Source organism: Maribacter dokdonensis DSW-8, from assembly GCF_001447995.1.
GTDB lineage: Bacteria > Bacteroidota > Bacteroidia > Flavobacteriales > Flavobacteriaceae > Maribacter > Maribacter dokdonensis.
In genome coordinates, this window is sequence record NZ_LDPE01000002.1 from 297,268 (window position 1) to 318,942 (window position 21,675).

A 21,675-nucleotide genomic window follows, 5' to 3' on the forward strand; every position below is an offset into this window, starting at 1 on the left:
GATAATTTACACTCAATACCCTTAAATTTGTTGTGCTATAAACAACTATATTTGAATCTATGTTATTCAAAGAAATTTTAGGGCTTTCCCATATCAAAAATCATCTGTCTTCAAGTACAGATGCTGGTAGAATACCCCATGCGCAACTATTTGTGGGTCCAGAAGGCTGCGGACTGCTGCCTATGGCTTTGGCTTACGCCCAATATATAATATGTCAAAACTCCAATGGCGAAAACAATGGTGGTAATGAAGCGTGTAATCTAAAATTTAAATCATTTGCCCACCCAGATGTACATTTTGCTTTTCCGGTCTCCAATTCTAACAAAGTAAAATCACATGCAGTGAGCAACCACTATATGAAAGAGTGGCGTGAATTTATCATGGAGCAACCTTATGGCAATTTATTCGATTGGTACAGACATATAGAAATTGAAAAAAAACAAGGGCAAATAGGAGTAGACGAAGCTCAGGACATTGTTAAAAAGCTTTCTTTAAAATCATACGAAGGAGGCTACAAAGTCATGATCATTTGGATGGCAGAAAAGATGAACACCGCCGCATCCAACAAATTATTGAAACTTATTGAAGAGCCGCCAGAAAAAACAATTTTCTTGTTACTTTGCGAAGATGAGGAACAGATCATACAGACCATTAAATCTAGATGTCAAGTAGTACATTTTCCTCCTTTAGCAGAAGATGCCATTGCTACGGCATTAGTTGAAAAGGGAGCCAATAAACCAGAAGCTATGCTTTTGGCACATGAGGCGAATGGAAATTTCAACAAGGCCCTAGATCTTTTAAATAAAGATTCTGAAGATCTGGTTTTTGAAAATTGGTTTGTACAATGGGTTAGAACTGCATTTAAGGCAAAAGGTAATAAAGCTGCAATTCATGATCTTTTATTGTGGAGTGAAGAAGTAGCGAAAACAGGTAGGGAAACACAGAAAAACTTTTTAAGTTATTGCATTACTGTTATGCGGCAAGCCCTAATGATCAACTATGGTGCAGAAGAACTAGCTTATTTAAGAATACATGCAGAAGGGTTTCAATTGAAAAAATTTGCTCCCTTTGTTCACGAGAATAATATTCTTGACATTACCAAAGAATTGGAAGATGCCATTTACCATGTGGAGCGTAACGGTAACTCAAAAATTATATTTACCGATCTATCTATTAAACTTACACGGTTACTTCACAAAAAAAAGACCGAACTTAAATAAACCTAAATGGAGATATTAATGAACAACGCTACAGAAGTTTTATTGCTATTATTTTTAATCATTACCTTTTTACAAAGTGGTTTTGATAAAATTACCGATTGGAACGGAAATGTCTCATGGCTTAAAGAGCATTTTTCTAAAACCCCGTTTAAAAATAGTGTTCCACTGCTGGTTGGGATAATTTTGGTAACAGAAGTTATTGCAGGACTTTTATGCGTTATTGGCACTTACCAAATTTTGAGTTCTGGTAATACCACTTTTGCAATGTATGGCGCAGTATTATCAAGTATAACACTTTTAATGTTGTTATTTGGGCAACGTGTGGCCAAGGATTACGAAGGAGCTAAAACTATTGCCGTTTATTTTATACCTACAATATTATTGGTGTTTTTGCTACAATCTTAAGGAAGTATAGCCTATAAAAAAAAGGTTCATTTATTAAAAAAGCAAAACCCTCCAAGTTGGAGGGTTTTTTTGAGGCATCGAGCGGATTCGAACCGCTGTACAAGCTTTTGCAGAGCTCTGCCTAGCCACTCGGCCACGATGCCCTTTTTTAGCGAGAGCAAAAATAAACAATTTATACCAATCTAAGCTGCATTCACAACCAAGAAATTGTAGTAAATTATAATATTTAAGGTGGATGATTCTAGTTTACCAATTGACCACGTTGCAAATTCAATGATACGGTTACCTTTTCTACATCTCCGTTAATGGGCGGATTGATTTTGGAAACAGAAACCATTGCAGTGTCTACGGTAGGCAATTCAATAAAAATTCTATCAATGATTCTTTTGGCAACATGCTCCAACAATTTTGATGGTATTGCCATTTCTTGCTTTACAATTCTGTTGATATGAACATAGTCTACCGTGTCCTTTAATTCATCTGTGACCGAAGCTTTTAATAAATTCGTATCTACGGAAACGTTGACCAAATAATCACTGCCAATATTAGTTTCTTGTGGCAAGCACCCATGATGGGCGTATGCTTTTATATTCTCTAATTGTACTTTACCCATTACTTATATTCTGGAGTACAAATTTAATGAATCTCCCTGTAGCTTTAGTATGTACAACGACAATTACTGATCCCTTGAAATAAATCTACCCCTAAGGTGATTACGTGTGTACCTGAACTATAGCCAAGAAGTTCGTTTAAAATTACCTGATAAGAATATCCGAAGTAAAAATTACTCTTCTTTAAACCTGCAATAGGAGCTATGTAAAGTGGGTTTCCTATTTGATCGTTCAAGAAACGATAGTTCACCCCAGCATAAAAGTAATCTTCAAAATCATAAAACCTGAACTTTAAGTTTAGATCCGTAACAGATCTACCATCACTCTCAAATAACTGAAACAATACAGAAGGCTCAACTTCTACTTTACTAGTTCTTTTCTTCATATATCTATATCCGGTATAGATATAGTAGTTTCTTAATCTATTAGGCTCATATAATTCATTAAAATTACTTAGATCCTTATCTAAAATGTTTGATGCGTTGGCACTGAAATAAAACTTATCGTACCTGTACAATACACCAATATCAAAGTTATGGTTGGTGGTTGCCTTATCTCCAACATACGCCGGATCCGCAATTAAATCTGGATTAGAATTGTCTATTCTAAATTGATTGTAGTTGTAAGACAATCCAAAAGATAAAAACTCATCATCATAACGATCTAAAGTCAAATGGTGTGCAAATGATAATCTTGCACCCTGTTGTTTGGTTTCACCATTACTGTCATTATACAAGACCATACCAATACCCGATTTTTCTCCTATTCGCATATCTGCTGCAAGAGATTGGGTATCTGGCGCATCTTTAATACCTACCCATTGGGTAAGACCATTCAATCTTATTTTAACATGGTCACCGATACCTGCGTAAGTTGGGGACATTACAAAGGGGTTATCGGCAAGATATTGAGATAATTGAGGTATAGTAAGCTCTTGCCCTCTTGCGGTGAGCACGCTTATAAATAATACCAGTGTCAATAGACTGTTCCGCATCATCATTTTTAGGTTAAGTTTTTAACGGTATAGGGTAAAGTGTCCAACAAATTCTCTTTCGTCTCTATCGCCATTTAGTTTAACTACGTACCAGTAGTCTCCCGTTGGCAATTCATTGTCTAAATATGTTCCGTCCCAACCTTCAGAATCAACAGATTGTTCAGAAACCACTCTACCATAACGATCAAATATTTTTATTAGTATTTCTGGGTATTGCTCAATATTTCTTGGGATCCATAAATCGTTCTGCCCATCTCCATCTGGGGTAAAGAAATTAGGTATTTCCACGTCTATAAACTCCATAAATATATTTGCTACCCTTGAGCATCCATTCTCATCAACTACACGAACTTCATAGGTATCTGTTCTAGTGATATAGAAGGTATTGCTATCGCCATTATCTATTCCATCAAAATAATAGGTGTAACCTTCTCTACCACCTTCAACAACAGCTGTTATTTCGTTCATGTTATTTTGTTCCAATGCTAGAGTCAATGGCTCAAAATCCTCAATTACAAAATCAATAGTTACAAAACACCCGTTAGCATGGGCAATAGTAATGTAATGGTTGCCCGGTGCCGAGTTTCTAAAATCAGGATTCAATTGAAGATCTGCAGGGTCCACAGAATCTATTGCGTATAACACATCTCCAATTACACTATCATCTTCTAATGTGATGTTCACAAAATTATCTGGCACATTACCCGAACATTCGTAAACAGGAATTACCGTTGCATTAAGGTTTACTCCCGATTCAATATCAACTACAACATTGGTATCACAACCATTGGCATCTTTAATTACAATGATGTAATTACCTGCTGCCATATCATAGAATTCAGTTCTGTTCAGTACAAAATCTTCATCGCTATTAGAATTCAACGCTGTACTATATGGTGCCGTACCTCCTGAGATATCAAGAATTATAGTACCATCTTGACTATCAACACAAATTTCCGGTGTAGTCTCTACTTCAACAACCAAACTTGATGGTTCAGAAATAGTATACGTTAAGTATTCAAAACAACCATTTTGGTCTTGAGCTATAACAGTATACTCTCCAGGACCCAATTCTGTAAACGTGTTTTCATCATAGAATTGGTTCAGATTTGGTGAAATTGCATATTGATAACCACCTGCTCCACCAGATAATGTAACCGTTATTTCACCGTTGTTCTCTCCTTCACAAGTAATATCAACAACATTGTCTGTATAAGAAAGAGGTGTAGGTTCTACAATAATAACCTCTTTTGGTGTTGTTGTACAATCATCACTAACTACAGTTACATAATACGTACCTGCTCCCAAATCTCTAAACACACCTTGAGATTGTGGACCGGCAATTCTAGAAGCTACGCTTAAAGAACTATCTGTAAACAACTCATATTGGTAGTTACCTAATCCGCCATCTGCAGTTGCATAAATGATAGCCGTGCTTTCACCTGTACAGTTCAGTACCGCAGCAGAGGTATCAACCGTTAATTCTAAAGCAGGAATCTCACTTTCTGTAATTGCATTTGAAACTGCAGACTCACAACCGTTAATAGCATCACGTACATAGAATTGATATCTACCGGCAGGATACATACCTGTTTCAGGTAGCCCTAACGGATTACTGGTCATAGGCAAGAAGTTGACGTTATCAACGCTATACTCATATGTTCCGCTTCCACCTGTGGCAGTAAGTTCAAACTCAGCACCAGTAGTACAGGTCAATGCATCTGTTCTAATTAAACTTGCCTGTACTTCTGTTGGCTCTCTTACCTCAACAACATTTGTTGTGGTATCACAGTTCCACCCATCGACTACGGTAACGCTATAGAAACCTGCGCCTAGATCCGTAAAATTAGGATTGGTTTGAACACCAGTCGTTGTAGTAATCGTAGTACCGGTTTCATTATAGAAATTCAACTGATAGCTATAATTTCCACTACCGCCACCTGTTACATTTGCAGTTACAACCGCTCCTGTATCACCGTAACAAGCTAGGTCTGTTACAAGCGGAGTTGCATTAGCCACTATAGGTGTTGCTGGCGTTAATGTTTCAGTATAATTTACAATACATCCGGCATCATCGGTAATGCTTATTGTGAAAGCACCCGCAGCTAAATCTGTAAAGACTCCTTCATTTACATCGTCCATGGTATAAACATCACCAGTTGTAGTGTTGGTCAATACGATATCATAAGGACTATAGCCGCCCTCTATTTCAACTCTAATAACCCCTTGATCATCTGTACAAGTAGCTTCTGCCAAAGGCGTTATCACACCGCTCAGTGGTCTATCCGGAGAAATTATTGTCACCATATTTGTATCTTCAGAACAAAAGGGAACATCTGTTTCTGTAATGGTAACATAGTAGCTACCACCGGATAATCCTGTTATTGTTCTTGGATTAACACTGGTATCCGAAGCAGTTGCTGCTATAACCGATGCTCCTGCGGCGTTGAACACTTCATAAGTGTAATTTCCGGTATACCCGTCAATATCAATTTCCAAACTTCCATTGGTATCACCAAAACATGTAACTTCTGTTATAGCCGTTGCCGTAGCAGTTATAAAATCGAACGGAGCAATCGTATAACTTTCCGTATTAACATAACAACCCGTATCTAAATCTGTAACTCTAAATACATAGGAACCAACAGTATTTAAATCGTAAGTTGCAGATGTTGCTGTTGTACTAACCAAAGTACCTGTGGCATTACCAATTGGTAACAATTCATAACCATAGTTATGTGCCAAACCATTATCAACTACTGAAATTGTTATTCTCTCATCGTTTGTACATGTAATTACGACATCTTGAGCTACTGTAGCCGTAAATGTATTTATAGGTTGAATTGTAACGGTATCGAAAGTGGTACAACCATTGGCATCTTTTACGTAAACATCTATGGTTTGTACGCTTCCATCGTCCGTAACATTGAATGTATTTGACGCTTGGAAAATAACATTATCAATACTGTATAGGTATGGTGCGGTTCCTGTACCTGTACCAGCCGTAGCTGTTATAGTCGCAGTATTTACACTATTATCTGCCGCACAACTAAATTCTGTTGCTGTTGCAGAAACGGTTAATTGCGTTGGTTGAGTAATGGTTTCATTCTTAACAGCATCACAGCCTCTACTAGAAATTACTCTTACTTGGTATTCTCCTGCAGCTAAACCTGTAAACAACGGATCGTTTTGAGCTGGCACAATTGGCGTTACCAAATCTGCAATATCATATAATTCATATTGATAAATAGGATTATCATCTGTTGCCGGATCAATATTGGCTCTAATACTACCGTTACTATCCCCAAAACAACTTACATTAACAATAGTTGCATCTAATAATACAGGGTCTACTGGAGCATCTAGAACTTGAGTTACCGTTCTTTCACAAACTGGATTTGTCGTATCTAAATCCCTAACCACAAAAGTATATGTTCCAGCCTCTGTTAAGTTTGTAAACACACCTGTTGTTTGAGTTACCACAGAACCTAATGGAGTATTCATTTCAAACTCAAGGTTTGTTGAACCACCGGTTACATTAACCGTTATTTCTCCACCCGGAGTCACCGTACAATCAATAGACTTATCTACTGTCGTAGAAACATCCATTTGTTCATAAAGTACCACCGCATTAGTTGTAAAAGTACAGCCCCATTGGTCTATAATAGTAACATCATAACTACCAGCACCAAGACCTGAGAATACTCTAGTGTTTTGTGGTGCACGGAAATCAGTACCGTTTAATCTTAATTGGTATGTATAATTACTTCCTTGACCGCCAGTAGGCACACTTACTTCAATTTCTCCTTGTAAGTTGGTGCAGTTCTCTATGTTTACATCTAATGTTGCTGCTATTGGGTCTGGAACATCAAGTACAATATTGTCTTGAATTAATCGCTCACAACCTTCAGCGTCACGAGCCCATGCTTGGTAAGTACCAGCAGGTAACAAATCAAAAGTAGCGTTAGTTACGAAATCTGTAGTTGCAGGAGCGCTTGTACCAACAAAATACGTATAACCACCCCAACCACCTTCAACATCGGTAATGGTAATTGAACCATCATTTCCTGGTACACATGTAATATCAGTTACTACCGTAGATCCGCTGATATCAGCTGTAGGACCGTTAATAGTGAACGCTTCTGTATTTGTACAGAACGGGTTGTTGTCTTGTGTAATAGAAACATAGTAACTACCTGCAAATAAGTCAATATCTGCTGTAGGTCCATTTGTTGTTGCTTCTGAACCAGAAATAACAACCGTATCATCACTAGTATCTGCTAATGTTCCCTCAGTGTCATAAATAGTCCAAGTAAATCCGCCAGGGTAGGTTGCATCAACTAATTCAAAGTTCACAGCACCTGTATTGGTTCCAAAACAAATTACATCACTTGTTTTAACAACATCGATAGTAAATGTGTTTGGCTCTTCTATAGTTTCTGCAACAGAAACCACACAACCCGTATCAATATGTCTTGCCAATATCGTATACGATCCCGCAGACAAACTACCGAAAACGTTAGAAGTTTGGTAGTTAGCACCATTATCAATGCTATATTGAAACCTAGTTGGGTCGCTTAAAGTAGATGTCACCACTACCGTAATTTCGCCATCGCTACCAGGAGCACATGTAACCGTATTTGAAACCGAAGCGTCTATATCGGTAATTTCATCAAAAGGAAGAACAGTAGCTGTTGCGCTACCAGAACAACCCTTGTCATCATAAACATTGATGGTATAAGTATCACCAGCTCTATTTGTAACCACTAATACATTTGATGCACCAGATTGTACCACAGCCGAACTGCTATCCACAAATTCATAGATTACATAGTTACCGCTACCACCGGTAATGGCAGTCTCGTCAACTGTAATTGTAGCATTGTTAGGATTATTACCAGCAGTACAACCGAATTCTACAACTGTAGTATCTATGTTCGATATTACTGCAGGTTCGTCTATTACAATGTTACCTGATGCCGTAGTACAACCGTTAGTTCCTGTTGCCGTTACAACGTATGTATTTGGAGGTAAGCCTTCAAATGTATTGTTACTTGCATTGAATGTTCCTGCTACTGGAGATATCGTAAATGTTAACGGATTTACTCCGTTTTCAACTTGTGTCAAAGTGATTGACCCATCGTTAGCTCCAAAACAAGTAATATCTATATGCGAATCTGTAAAAACAGGTTGAATAGCAGGAGCCAACTCTTGCGTTACCGTAATTTCACAAACAGGATTTGTAGTATCTAAATCTCTTATTAAGAAACTATACGTTCCATCAATGGTTAAGTCCGTAAATGTTGCATTATTGGTTTGCGTAACCGCAGCACCTGTTGGAGGTGTCATTATAAACTCTAGGTTTGATGAACCACCGGTTACATTGATAGTGATAGTACCACCTGGTGTACCCGTACAATCAATAGCTTTGTCTACCGTAGTAGTTGCACTTAACTGTTCGTATAATTCTACTGGAGCAGTTGTAAATGTACATCCCCATTGATCTGTAATGATCACTTCATATGCTCCGGCTCCTAAACCTGAGAAAACTCTAGTGTTCTGCGGAGCACGGAAATTAGACCCATCCATTACCAATTGGTAGGTATAGTTACTTCCTTGACCGCCGGTTGGTACACTAACTTCTATTTCTCCCTGTAAGTTTGTACAATTCTCTATGTTTACTGCTAATGTTGCCGCAATTGGGTCTGGAACATCAAGCACAATATTATCTTGTATTAATTGCTCACAACCTTCAGCATCACGAACCCAAGCTTGGTATGTACCAGCAGGTAACGAATCAAAAGTAGCGTTAGCTACGAAATCTGTAGTTGCAGGAGCACTTGTGCCAACATAATAGGTGTAGCCACCCCATCCACCATCAACATCGGTAATGGTTATGGTACCATCATTTCCTGGTACACAAGTAATATCAGTTACTACTGTATTACCCGTAATAGCTGCATCTGGACCTGCAATATTGAAAAATTCAACATTGGTACAGAATGGATTGTTGGTTTGTGAAATAGAAACATAGTATTCACCAACACCTAAATTAATTATTGGTGTAGGACCGTTCGCAGCTTCAGAACCACTAAGAACAGAAGTATTATCAGTACGGAAGATTTCCCAATCAAAACCTGTGCTGTATGTAGCATCTATCAATTCAAAAGTTACTTCACCGGTATCTGTTCCAAAGCAAATAACATCACTTGTTTTAACAACATCAATCGTAAACGTGTTTGGCTCTTCAATTCTAGCCGAAGCAGTTATAATACAACCCGTATCTGTATGTCTTATCAAGAAGTTATGGTTTCCAGCAGACAATCCGCCAAAAACATTAGTAGAAAGGTATGTAACACCATTATCAATACTATACTCGTATTTAGAACTATCACTAGCTGTAGAAGTTACCGTTACGGTAATTTCACCATCAGCACCAGGCGTACACGTAACCGTATTGGTCACAGCGGCCGTTGCTCCTGTTAATTCGTCATACGGAAGCACAGTAGCCGTAGTGCTACCGGAACATCCATTATCATCATAAACATTGATGGTATATGTTTCACCCGTTCTATCGGTAACCGTTAAAACATTAGATGATCCAGACTGAACAACAGCAGAGCTGCTATCAATAAATTCGTAAGTTACATAGGTATTGCTACCTCCTGTAATTGCTGCCGTATCCACGGTTATTGTTGCATTATTTGAATTGTTACCAGCTGTACAACCAAATTCAACAACGTCTGCATTTACATTTGCAATTTGTAACGGAGTACCTACAGGACTATCTACCTCTAATTCACAACCACGACCAGAGGTTACCCTAACCACGTAATCATCATTTGCAGCTAAATTGGTAAATGTTCCTGTTGTTTGAGGGGCACTTGCAGGAGTTAACACTGAAGGTGCAGTTTCAATAAATAATTGATAAACGTACGGTGGGTTATCCATAGATGCACCTAAAATGGCCACTATAGAACCATCTGTTGCTCCAAAACAAGTTACATCTGTTATATCTGTCGTAAATAAAACAGGGGTTGCCAACTCTAATTCTACGTCTGTTTGTGCAGTACAACCACCCAAAACCGTATCATAAACATGAGCAGTATAAATGCCTGAATCCAATCCTGTAAAAATAGGTGAAGGTTGAGGGCTTCCAGTTACACTAACTCCGCCATTATCGAATAATTCATATTCATAGAATGTAGATCCACCATATGCCGTAATTACTATTTCTCCATCGCCTTCCATACATGAAGGTTGGGTAGTAACTTCTGCCGAAATAGAAGTAGGCGCAAAAATTTCGATCGTCTCTACATTTCCACAACCGTTAAAATCACGAACTTGAACGGTGTAATTTCCAGAACTTAAATCTGTAAACTGATGTGTTGAGCCTGCAGTGGTCAACGTAGATGATTGGTAAGAACCGCTATTAATACTCAAAGTATAAGGTTGAATACCTTCTCCGTCCAAGGTAATTTCTATAATAAAGTCACCTTCATCTGCCGTACATTGGTTGATTACGACACCAGAAATAGCCGGTGTTGGGTCATCTGCAATAGTAACATCCAATGGTAGTGGCGTAGAACAACCGTTACCGTCCATCACATAAATATCCCACTCTGTATTAACCGAAGGGTCTAATTCCGCATAGTTACTAGTAACATAATCACCAGCAACAGGAGAAACACCATTTTCAACGTAGGCATACGTATAAGAGCCATTTCCACCGCCTGCAATTACGGTTACATTAGCATCTTCAGAACAGTATCCGTTATTTTGATCCGCCAAGGTCAAAGTCACCGGATTAGGCTCTAAAATTCTAAATTCGAAAGTATTTGTACACTCAGGACTAGCTGCTTCTTGGAAAAATAGTACGTAATCTCCAGGAGGAATGTTTGAAACCGTTTCCAACGGTGTTGGACCAGGACCTATTGGACCTGTAACACTACCTGAATATGCACCACCTAATGGTGTATTACTAATGCTTTCTCTTATTTCATAATTTATAGTAGTTACATTAGGATCATATTCTTCAAACTGGAAAGAAATAGACCCATCTGTATCTCCATAACAAGAAACATCTGTTACCGTTGGATCTGCAACTACATCAATAGCAGATACATTAGGAATATCAACTTCAACAAAACTAGAACATCCTGTTGTCGTGTCGATTACTTGAAAAACATAACTGGCACCAGGGTTTAGACCGTTGTACGTTGCAACTTCCTCATCAGCTGTAGCACCCGCCGCCTCAGCATCTGGTGCGGTACCTGTACCATAAATAGTAAAATCGTAATTTCCTGAACCTCCACTTGCGGTAAGTTCAGCGGTACCACCAGCAATACAACTAACTGGCATTAAAACCGGGTCAACCGATAAATATGGACTAGACAAAACCCTAACCGGATTCTCGTAATACTCACAACCATTGGCATCCAATACACGAACATAGTAGTCTCCGAAAGCTAATCCGTCAAAAGTTACCGTAGTTGCTGTCGTATTTACCACAGGGTTTGGTCCTGTCGTAGGAACAACATTATTAAGATTATCATATAGGGTGTATGTAAAATTAGGGACCCCACCACTTGTAATCGTAATTTCAATACTACCTGGAATATCACCAGAAGGACCACAACTAACGTCTGTAGCTACAACATTTGCATCAAACAATACTGGATCAACAACAGTTGCACTGCCATTATACGTACATTCTTTAGAATCTCTAACTATATAATTATAAGTACCAGCGGCCAGACCTGTGTAAACCCTTTGGCTTGTAAAGGCACTGCCGGCAAAACTAATTTCATAAGGTGATGAACCAAAGTTAGGATCCACATTGATTTCAACGAAACCATTGGTATCTCCAAAACACGTAGGGTTGGTAACGGTTTCCGTTGCAACAGGGTTTACTGTTGGTGTAACCGTAACTATATTAGAAACAGCTGTACAACCTTGATTATCAGTTATTCTAAACCTATACGTACCTGCTGTAGAAGTGGTATATGGGAATGTTCCCGTAAAAACGGTATAACCACCACTATTTACATCTAACTCATAAGTATAAGGAGCATAACCACCAGCAACCTGTAAATCCATAGTTGCATCTGGCGATACCGAGCAATCCAAATCTTTTGTTAGGGTAAGGTTCGCCGTTAATTGAGGTTCAACATCAAAAGTTACCGTATCTGTACAACCATTGGCATCTCTAATCTCAAAAGTATAACTACCTGGGGTAAGACTTGTAAAACTGTTCGATGCTCTATATGCACCCGTTCCAATTCTGTAAGTGTAAGGTGCCATTCCACCTGATGCGCCTACCTCTATAGTAGCTGATCCGGTAACCGAAGAATCAAAACATACATATGAACTTGGTAAAATACTCGCTACAGGGGCTACAGGAGCGGTTAATGTAAATGTATCCGTTTCCGTACAGCCATTTGCATCGGTAACCGTTATCGTATGTAAACCTAATTGATCCAAACCTGTAAATACCCCCGTGCTTTGTGCAGCCGTATTGGAGCCGTCTGGCAGTTCTATTACATAAGAATATGCTGAAGTACCGCCGGTTACATTAATAGTTACCGAACCATCATCATCACATGTTGGTTGAACAGGTGTATTTGAAACTACAAGTGCTGCAGGTTCTGTTATTGTTTGTGTTAAAGGAACCGTACACCCTGCAATAGGGTTATCTACGTCTCTAACATAAATAGTATAAGTACCGGCAGCTAGACCCGTAATTTGATGTGTTGTTGCGGTATCACTACCTACTATAGTTGCAAAAGAACTATCATAGCTATATTCATAACCACCAGCTCCAAAATTATCGACTTCAAAAGTAATTGTACCACTATTATCTGTATTACAATCCAAATCTTCAAAAGATAGAATTGCAGCTTCAAAAGCATTACCGTCTTGAACATTAACAATAATATCTGTTGTACAGTCACTACCATAATCCACGGTAACCGTATGTTGACCAACAGATGTGTTGTTAAATACATTGCTTGTCTGTGGCGTATTGCCATCAATACTGTATGTATATGTAGCATCATTAGGAAGAACTGTAATATTTCCTGTACCGTCACAATTATAAGTAACACTACTACTTAAAGATGGTTCCGTTGGTAATGGAGCTATAACAATATTTGGAAGGTCAACAACACAACCTGTATTATTTGCATCTCTAACCTGCACAGTATACGCACCATCGGTTAATCCTGTGAAAACCGTACCACCTGTAGTAGCAGTTGTCCAAGAACCACCGTTTAAGCTATATTGATAAAAACCAGAACCGCCCACAGTAGGTGTAATGCTACCTACCGAAATTTCTGCCAGTTGATTACAGGTATAATCTTGTGTTTGTTGGCTCTCAGCGACAATTTCGGGTAATTGATCTACGTCAACAGACAACGTTAGCTCACAATTATTTACATCCCTAACTCGAACATCATATGTGCCTGCAGTTAGATTATTGAATAAACTTACAGACCCGAAGTTTGCACCGCCATCTATACTAAAAGTATACGGAGCCTCACCACCACTAGGGGCTAAAGAAATACTACCGTCATTTCCACCAAAACAAGTTACATCTACTACTGTTGGTACAGCAGCTACTGGAGCATCTTGATCAATATTGATGTCGTACATGGCAGGACATGCATCTGCCGCTCCATTGTTATCCAAAACATAAACATCATAATCCCCAGCACCACTAACGGTAACCGGATTGGTAGCTGAATAATCGCTCGCTGTAGGCGTTACACCATCAGCAACTACTGCGTAAACATAATTTCCGTCACCACCTGCTGCTGTAATATTAATTTCACTATCGGTACCGCAAGCTGTTATAGTACTTGCACTTGCGCTGACCGTTACTTGTTGTTCAATGGTTACGGTTTGGGCAGGAGCATCACAACCATAAGCATCGGTAACCTCAATAGTGTACGTTCCATTTGAAAGACCTGTAAATGTATATGTGGTTGCATCAATTGGTGTAGGGGTAACAAACGCTCCTCCATTGATTCTAAACTGATAATCACCATTACCGGCGGTAACATCTACAACAATAGTTGCATCATTACTACCACTATAACACGTTGTTTCCAATAATGTAAAAGCTGGTGTTTCCGGAGCCGTAACTACAATTGGGGTGTCAATTAAATCTGAACAACCATTGGCATCTCTAGCACGAATATTATATGTTCCTGCCGATAAGCCATTAAACACTGTATTCGTTTGATATGCAGTTATTGTTCCGCCAGAAGTATCTTCTAATTGGTACTCATACCCTGGAGTACCACCTGTAGCACTCGCTGTTATTTCTGCTCCGCCATTATTACAAGTAAATTCTTGTGAAAGGTCAGCATCAGCAACCACAACTGTTGGTTCATTAATAGTATGATCAAAAAATGTTGTACAACCAGGTAAAGAACTCGCCGCGTCTCTAACATATACTCTATACGTACCTGCAGAGAGTCCAGATATAGTTTGTGGCGATACCGTTGTACTACCTAAAATACTAGCAAAATTATCTAAGCTATATTCAAATCCGCTTGCGCCATAGTTATCTACTTCAAAAGTAATTGATCCAGAATTATCACCATTACAATCTAAATCCTCAGAAGAAAGAAGACTAGCTTCAAATGCATTACCATCTTCTACCGTAACATCTATAGTAACTGTCTGCGAACACTGTTCTGGAGTTTGTGTTGCTGAAATATCATCAATGGCAATGTCATTTCCATTAACTACTGCAGAATTTGTTCTAATAACAATATCTAAATTAGAATTAGACCCAGGATCTAGAGTTACACTATAATTTTGCCAATCATTTATTCCATTATTTTTAGGAATATTTCCGGTTGCTGTGCTAGCAATTACATTACCCCCAGCATCTACAAGTTCTATTTCAATCGTGGGGTCACCTCCCGAAGTTCCATTACGCAACAAGTTAAATGCATAAAGTGAGATGGTAATATCTCTATTTGGAATAATTTCCACTCCTCTTTTAGCATAGATAATACCACCAACACCAGCAGCACCTCCAACATTAATTGCTAAAAATCTACCATTAGCTATTCCTGTGTGATCATTAGGACTTAACCAGCTTCCGTATGGGTTTGAAATAACACTGGTAACAGAGTATTCTCCATCCTGAATATGTGTATCCGTCCCAAATCCGCAAAGACTTTCGCTACCATCCTGTGGTTCATAACAATATAAAGGGTCAATTTGAGAAATACTCGTATTTACACCAGACCCAAAGTTTTCTTCTAATAAAGTACTAACCGATGGTGGTGTACTACTTATATAATCTACAGAAACTGTATGTGTACCAACAGATACGGCATCAAAAACATTAGAATTAGCTGGTATGTTTTCTACTCCGTCAATACTATAAGTATATTCTAGATTAGGATTATCTGCAGATATGGTAACAATACCCGTACCATCACATAAATAATCTACGCTAGGCGTTAATTCTACATTTGGTGGTGTAGGTGCTTGCTCAATAGTAATATCCATTGGAAAGGTACAATTGTTAGCATCTTGAATATACACGGTGTGCGATCCCGCTAAAAGGTAACCAATAGCACTAGTATCATACGTATTACCGCCATCAAAACTGTATGTATACGGTGCTCTACCACCTTGAGCATTTGTAATACGTACCTCAGCGCCATCAGATGGATTACATTCAACTAAAGCCGCAACTGCAGCCGAAGCAGATAAATTTAATGGTTCTGATATGCTATAAATCTGATTTACCTCACAAAGGTTAGCATCTCTTACCCTAATGTTGTATGAACCTGCACCAAGGTTATTAAAAGTATTCGGAGTTTGATAATTTGCCCCATTATTAATACTATAGGTATATGGTGCCTCACCACCAGAAGCAACTATTGTTAAAGTAGATTGATTTTCTCCACTACAAAGTATATCTGTATTAGAAATAGATAATGCTAATGGATCATCTTGGTCAATAGTGATGTCATAATTAGATTCACAGAAATCAGCATTACCGTTATTATCTCTTATGTAAACATCATAATTACCTGCGCCGGTAACCGTCACCGTAGTACTTGGATCAAAGTCTCCAGCATTTGGGGTAACCCCGTCAGCAACTACTGCATATACATAATTACCATCGCCACCTGCACCACTAATAGTAATATCGGTATCGGTGCCGCAGGCAGTAATGTTACTTGCGCTTGCAGTTACCGTAAGTGCAGGATTTACAGTAATACTTTCAGTGTCTGTACAATTATTACCATCTCTTACCTCAACCGTATATGTTCCTGCTGAAAGATCAGAAAATACATTGGTTGTACTAAAAGGACCGCCATTTAAACTATATTCAAAAGTACCGTCACCACCAGAAGAAACACTTGCGGTCAAGGTCAATAACACGGCATCATCAAAACAATCTTGATTTGGTGTAATAACCAATACCGGAGCAGTTGCAGGATTAAGGTCAAAAGTAAACGGAACGCTACAGTTATTAGCATCTGTTACCGTACCGTTATATGTACCAGACTGGGTTAATCCTGTAAAAGAACCTGTTGAGTTAGACCCAAAAACCGAAGTATCTGGATTGTTCAATTCATATACATAGCTTCCCCATCCGCCAGTTGCGGTTACACTAACACTACCATCTGTTATACAACTAGGTTGTGTTTCAGTTAGGTTAGAAATGGTCAACGCCGAGGCAGGACCTTCCAATTCATGTGTTTCTGAATAGGTACAGTTAGTATCCGTATCTACAATGTCTATGGTATAAACACCGGCAACCAAGTTGTTGATGTTGTCAATGACAGCTTCTGTACCACCAGTTCTAACAACACCTGTAGGACCAGTGATTGTATAAGTAAAGTTTTGACCTGCTTGGAAATTTACATTGAACCTAATAACCCCGTCTGCAGCTCCAAAACAACTAATAGGCTGTGTGGTTGCTCCACTAGCCGATATTGGATTGATTGCATTTATCGTATAATTTTCTTCATAGAAACAGCCATCCGCATCAGTAACTCTAACCGTATAGGTATCTGGAGACAAATCTTCAAATACAGCCTCATTTCCTGAGGTACTTGTTGGGCCAATGGCAGAAGGTGCAGTAATGGAATATACGTAAGGTGCTGTACCATTAATTGCGTTAACAGTTAAGTTAGATGTTCCAGCAGGACATGTAATTTGAGATTCAGTAATAGTTAAATCCGTTGGTGGATTTGGTCTATCAATAACAATTTGATTGGTTACAAAAGTACAGTTATTAGCATCTCTAATAGTAATGGTATAAGAACCATCTGTTAAGTTTTCAAAACGATTAGCATTTGCTGTCGTATCGGGAACAAAGTTAATACCGTCAATACTGTATGAATATGGTGCGGTACCTCCTATTACATTTTGTGCCTCAATTATACCCTCTTGTAAACAGGTATAATCTTGAACCAAAATAGCATCACCACTAATTGCAGCCGTTGGTGCGTCAATACTAAAACTTTCTTCTGAAATACAAGTTGCCGTACCCCTTGTTTGGGTAATTTCAACTCTATAGTCTCCTGCTGCCAAGTTTGGAAAACTACCTGTACTGTTATCTGCTAATGGTTGATCGGTATCATCAAATAATGCGAAATCTAAAGTATAGCCATTAGGGTTGGTTACATTAAACTGAATTCTACCGGTAGTTTCACCAAAACAAAGTACATCTGTAACAGTAGTTGGGTCAAAATCTGCAGTTGGGTGATATTCTATAGAGACCGTATTTGATTCTACATAACAGCCTGTTCTATCCAATACCAAGAAAACATAATCTCCAGCTCCAGAAACATTGAATGTAGTCTCTGTTTGGAAATTGGTTGCAGGAATATCCGCAAAATCAGAATAAGAAGTAACCGTAGCTCCTCCCTCATCAACATAGCTCCAAATTACATAAGAGTAATCTGGGTTGCCACCACTAGCATTCATTGAAATAATACCATCTTCACAAGTAATATGTTGGTCTACACTAGCGGTAAGTTCTAAATCGTTCTCATCTAAAACAATAACCGCTTCACTATAAGAACATCCATCATCTGTAGAAATATAGGCGATGTAATTACCGGCACTTACATCTGTAAAAGGATAGTTATTATCTGCATGACCATTTTGGCTATCTACTAATGTACCCAATCCACCGTTAGTGCCATCATCTAGTCTTATTTCAAAATCATATGGAGAATCAGCATCTGTAATCTGAAGCGTAATAGTACCTAAATTGAAACACGTCTCTGGAGTTACACTTACGTCATATGTTACCGCTCTTTCTCTAATACCTATAACCGGAGTTGAAAAAATACATGCATCTTGAATTGGATCACCGTTTGTATCTAATTGAGTAACCTCAACTCTATAAGAACCGTTCTCACCAGAAGCAAAATCAAAACTTGGACCGTTGTTAGCACTAAATGGAACAATAACATTATTAGTGTCATTATCTACCAATTGATAACCGTAACCCGCTCCAATATTTGTAATGGTAATATTACCATCAGTATCACAAACAATATCCCTATTATTAAAATCTATATCTAAATTGTTCTGAAAACCTTTGAAATAGAAACTGCTAGTACATCCATTTTGATACACTACGGATAGCCTATATTCACCTGGTGCATTTAATAAATAATTACTACCGGTACCTACTTCTGTCCAAGAACAAGTAAGGGCCCTGTTGGCACAATCCTCACCAACAGTAACACCGCAACTACCTTCATCCAAAATCTCCCAAGTGACACTTTGAGCATCAACAATATTAACAGCCAATGGTTGGGTATCGTTAATACCGCACAAGAAAATTTTAGGTAAAAAAGAGCTATCATCTGAACAGAAAACTATTTCGCCAGGTATGTCATTACTAGGGTCGGCATCACCATTTACTTCATTAAAGTATTCCGTAACAGGGTTTGGTAAATTACCCGAACCAAATGGCTCTACATTTATAATTTCTTTAAACCCTTTACATGGATCGGCAACAATTTTATCTACTATATATTGACCAACAAGTGTTACTACTTGTGTACTTGGGTCATTATCTGGATCACCATCATTAATTTCAATATCGGTAGCATCAATTTCACCGTTACTATTTGTATCTCTATACCATACGTAGGAATCAAAACCATCACCTGCATTTAAAATAGTACTTGTACCACAAAGTTCTATGGTTCTTTGAAAATTACAGTCGGACAAATCATCCAATAGGAAATTGGTAGCTCCCGGAACAACAAATCCACAAGAATTAAAATCTGTAACACTTGGGTCATCTGTAACTTGGGCAGAGTTGTTTTCACCTCTATATGAGCTATAAGCCAAGTTCTCTATTAAATCTGAACATGCGTTTATAAAGTCAAAACAGTTTTCAGCAACTTGAACTCTAAAAATAATTGAATATTCCCCATCTTCATCCTCAACATAAACATCAGGAACATTAAAAACTATTTCCCTACTTGCTGGATCATAGGTATACGTAATTTCATAACATGTTCTAGGTGTTCCCGTACATATAGGTGCGGGAAATGAAAAATCAGTATCATTAAAAAAGCTACGTCCGTCTGGTGGAGAAACGTTAACTGGCAATACGTCTCTAATGGTATAGTTGACCCCATCATCATTACCAATATTTTCAAATGTCAATACATAATCCAATGTTTGACCTAAGTTTACCCCTTGACCTGTAATGTCAACACCGCCTGGAGTTTGTACTCTTTTTTCCAAAACAATGTTTGGCGCAATAATATCGACATCAAAAGAAGTAAAGAAGATATCATACTTATCTTGTGAAGAACTTGCCCTTAAAATAGCACTTGTAGAACCATTAGGTATTACGGTATTACTGGCACCACCATTAGGTATTTCAAAAAGATCGACATCCCAACCCAGTGTATTTACACTATTAGGGTTTCTATTGGTATACTGAGCATCGAACTGAGTAATACTTGAATTAAAAAAGTTATTTGCTGGGTTTTGACCATTTGACAATGTAGTAAAAGAGCCGTTGGCATTAATTTGCAAAGCATCACCACCAATTCTATTATCACCTTCTAAGGCAGCAACACCCATATTTGCATACACAGGAAAAGGTGCTGGCAAGGTTGTAAATCCGTTTACTGGTATGTCAATACTTTCCCCGGATTTTACACCTGCATAACCATCAAAAGTGGTGATGAACTTATCACCAGGTAAATTTGGGTTTTCATATACAATGACCATTTTCCATCCACCGGAAATACCACCTGAAATACTATTGCCTGTACTAGCTCTAACATTGGCTACAAAGTAATCTCCATTTGGATTTCCTAAACCAGCTACTATAGAAGTGACATCTTTATATGCTGCATACGGGCTGTAATACCCAAAATCTACATCACCATTACCATCAAAAATTATTTCATCTGCAGTAATATCTTGGTAAGTTCCTCCTGGAGTTCTAAACTTAATATCATCAATAGTACTTCTATCTGGATTTACATAAACGGCTGACCAATAAAGACCTGCATAACGTACCAATGAACAATCAACATCCGGTATTTCTAAGTTAGCACTACTAGAACTGAATGTGCTGTTATCATTATCGACATCAATATACTGCATGTCGTAATTATCATTATAATCTGAAGAACTTCCGGTAGCGTTAAGTGGTTCATTAGGTGAAACTTCAGGAATTGTTACAGTTTCGCGTCTCCATCTGCCATTTCTATAAACCCATTGTCTACTTGTGGTCTCTGGTATTCTTCTATTTACAATGTTATTAGCAATGAATGTAAGTTCACCTCGAATATCCGCTTCGTAACGAACATCAAAATCATTTTTAACCTGAGCAACCGCAGTTTGTAAACCAAGTGCCAAGAATAAAATGAAAAATAAACATTTTGAGTAATGTTTTCCCATAAGAGAAATGTGTTTGTTGAAATCTAAAAATGTGGTCAGCTTTGTCATGTCCTAAAATTGTTGAAGCATTCCTTTCACTCGACATCGATTACCCATCGGTCCACGTGGAATTCTCCAATAACAAATATTAACCTTAGTAGTAACGTGAAGAATTTATTGTTGTGGTAACGATGATTTCTGTTGTGAAACAGCAAATAAAATGGGTTTGTTTTTGTCTAAAAGTGTGCATTTCAACGATAATACACACATAGGCACGACTTTAAAAATGCATCGATTGAGGTAATCCTAATAAAAATTTTGTCAGATTTTTTATGTAAACACCTCTTTTTCAGGGATAAAAATCGGTGTCATTTTTTCTATATTTAGAGTAAATTTTTCATGGATTTCTAACTCAATTTTAATGCACTAACAACAATTTTAAATGAGTAAAATAATGCTATTTTATGTTTAAAAATGAACACAAAACATCTGAACCAAACGTTTCAAAAATTGTATTTCAAGATATTTTTTAATG

The 21,675-nt window shown here is 38.0% G+C and carries 5 protein-coding genes and 1 tRNA gene; 2 read left to right on the plus strand and 4 right to left on the minus strand.

What is annotated here, in order from left to right; genetic code table 11:
• Positions 1 to 59: 59 nt before the first annotated feature.
• Positions 60 to 1,220, plus strand: coding sequence for a DNA polymerase III subunit (locus tag I600_RS10910; protein ID WP_058104571.1), 1,161 nt, complete (start codon positions 60 to 62; stop codon positions 1,218 to 1,220).
• Between the two features lie 6 nt (positions 1,221 to 1,226).
• Positions 1,227 to 1,625, plus strand: coding sequence for a DoxX family membrane protein (locus I600_RS10915; protein WP_157490888.1), 399 nt, complete (start codon positions 1,227 to 1,229; stop codon positions 1,623 to 1,625).
• A gap of 72 nt (positions 1,626 to 1,697) precedes the next feature.
• Here the strand turns inward: I600_RS10915 and I600_RS10920 are convergent.
• The 4 genes from I600_RS10920 to I600_RS10935 form a co-directional block, all read right to left on the minus strand.
• A tRNA-Cys gene (locus I600_RS10920) sits at positions 1,698 to 1,768 on the minus strand.
• 98 nt (positions 1,769 to 1,866) lie between these two features.
• Positions 1,867 to 2,238 carry a dihydroneopterin aldolase gene (folB, locus tag I600_RS10925; protein ID WP_058104573.1) on the minus strand — a complete coding sequence of 124 codons (372 nt, stop codon included), beginning with the start codon at positions 2,236 to 2,238 and terminating at the stop codon, positions 1,867 to 1,869.
• Between the two features lie 44 nt (positions 2,239 to 2,282).
• Positions 2,283 to 3,233 (minus strand): PorP/SprF family type IX secretion system membrane protein, encoded by a 951-nt coding sequence (locus I600_RS10930; protein WP_449405318.1) that lies wholly within the window; start codon positions 3,231 to 3,233, stop codon positions 2,283 to 2,285.
• A gap of 18 nt (positions 3,234 to 3,251) precedes the next feature.
• A complete protein-coding gene (locus tag I600_RS10935; RefSeq protein ID WP_167342560.1) occupies positions 3,252 to 21,161 on the minus strand; it encodes a T9SS type B sorting domain-containing protein in 17,910 nt (5,969 codons plus the stop codon).
• Between the last annotated feature and the right edge of the window lie 514 nt (positions 21,162 to 21,675).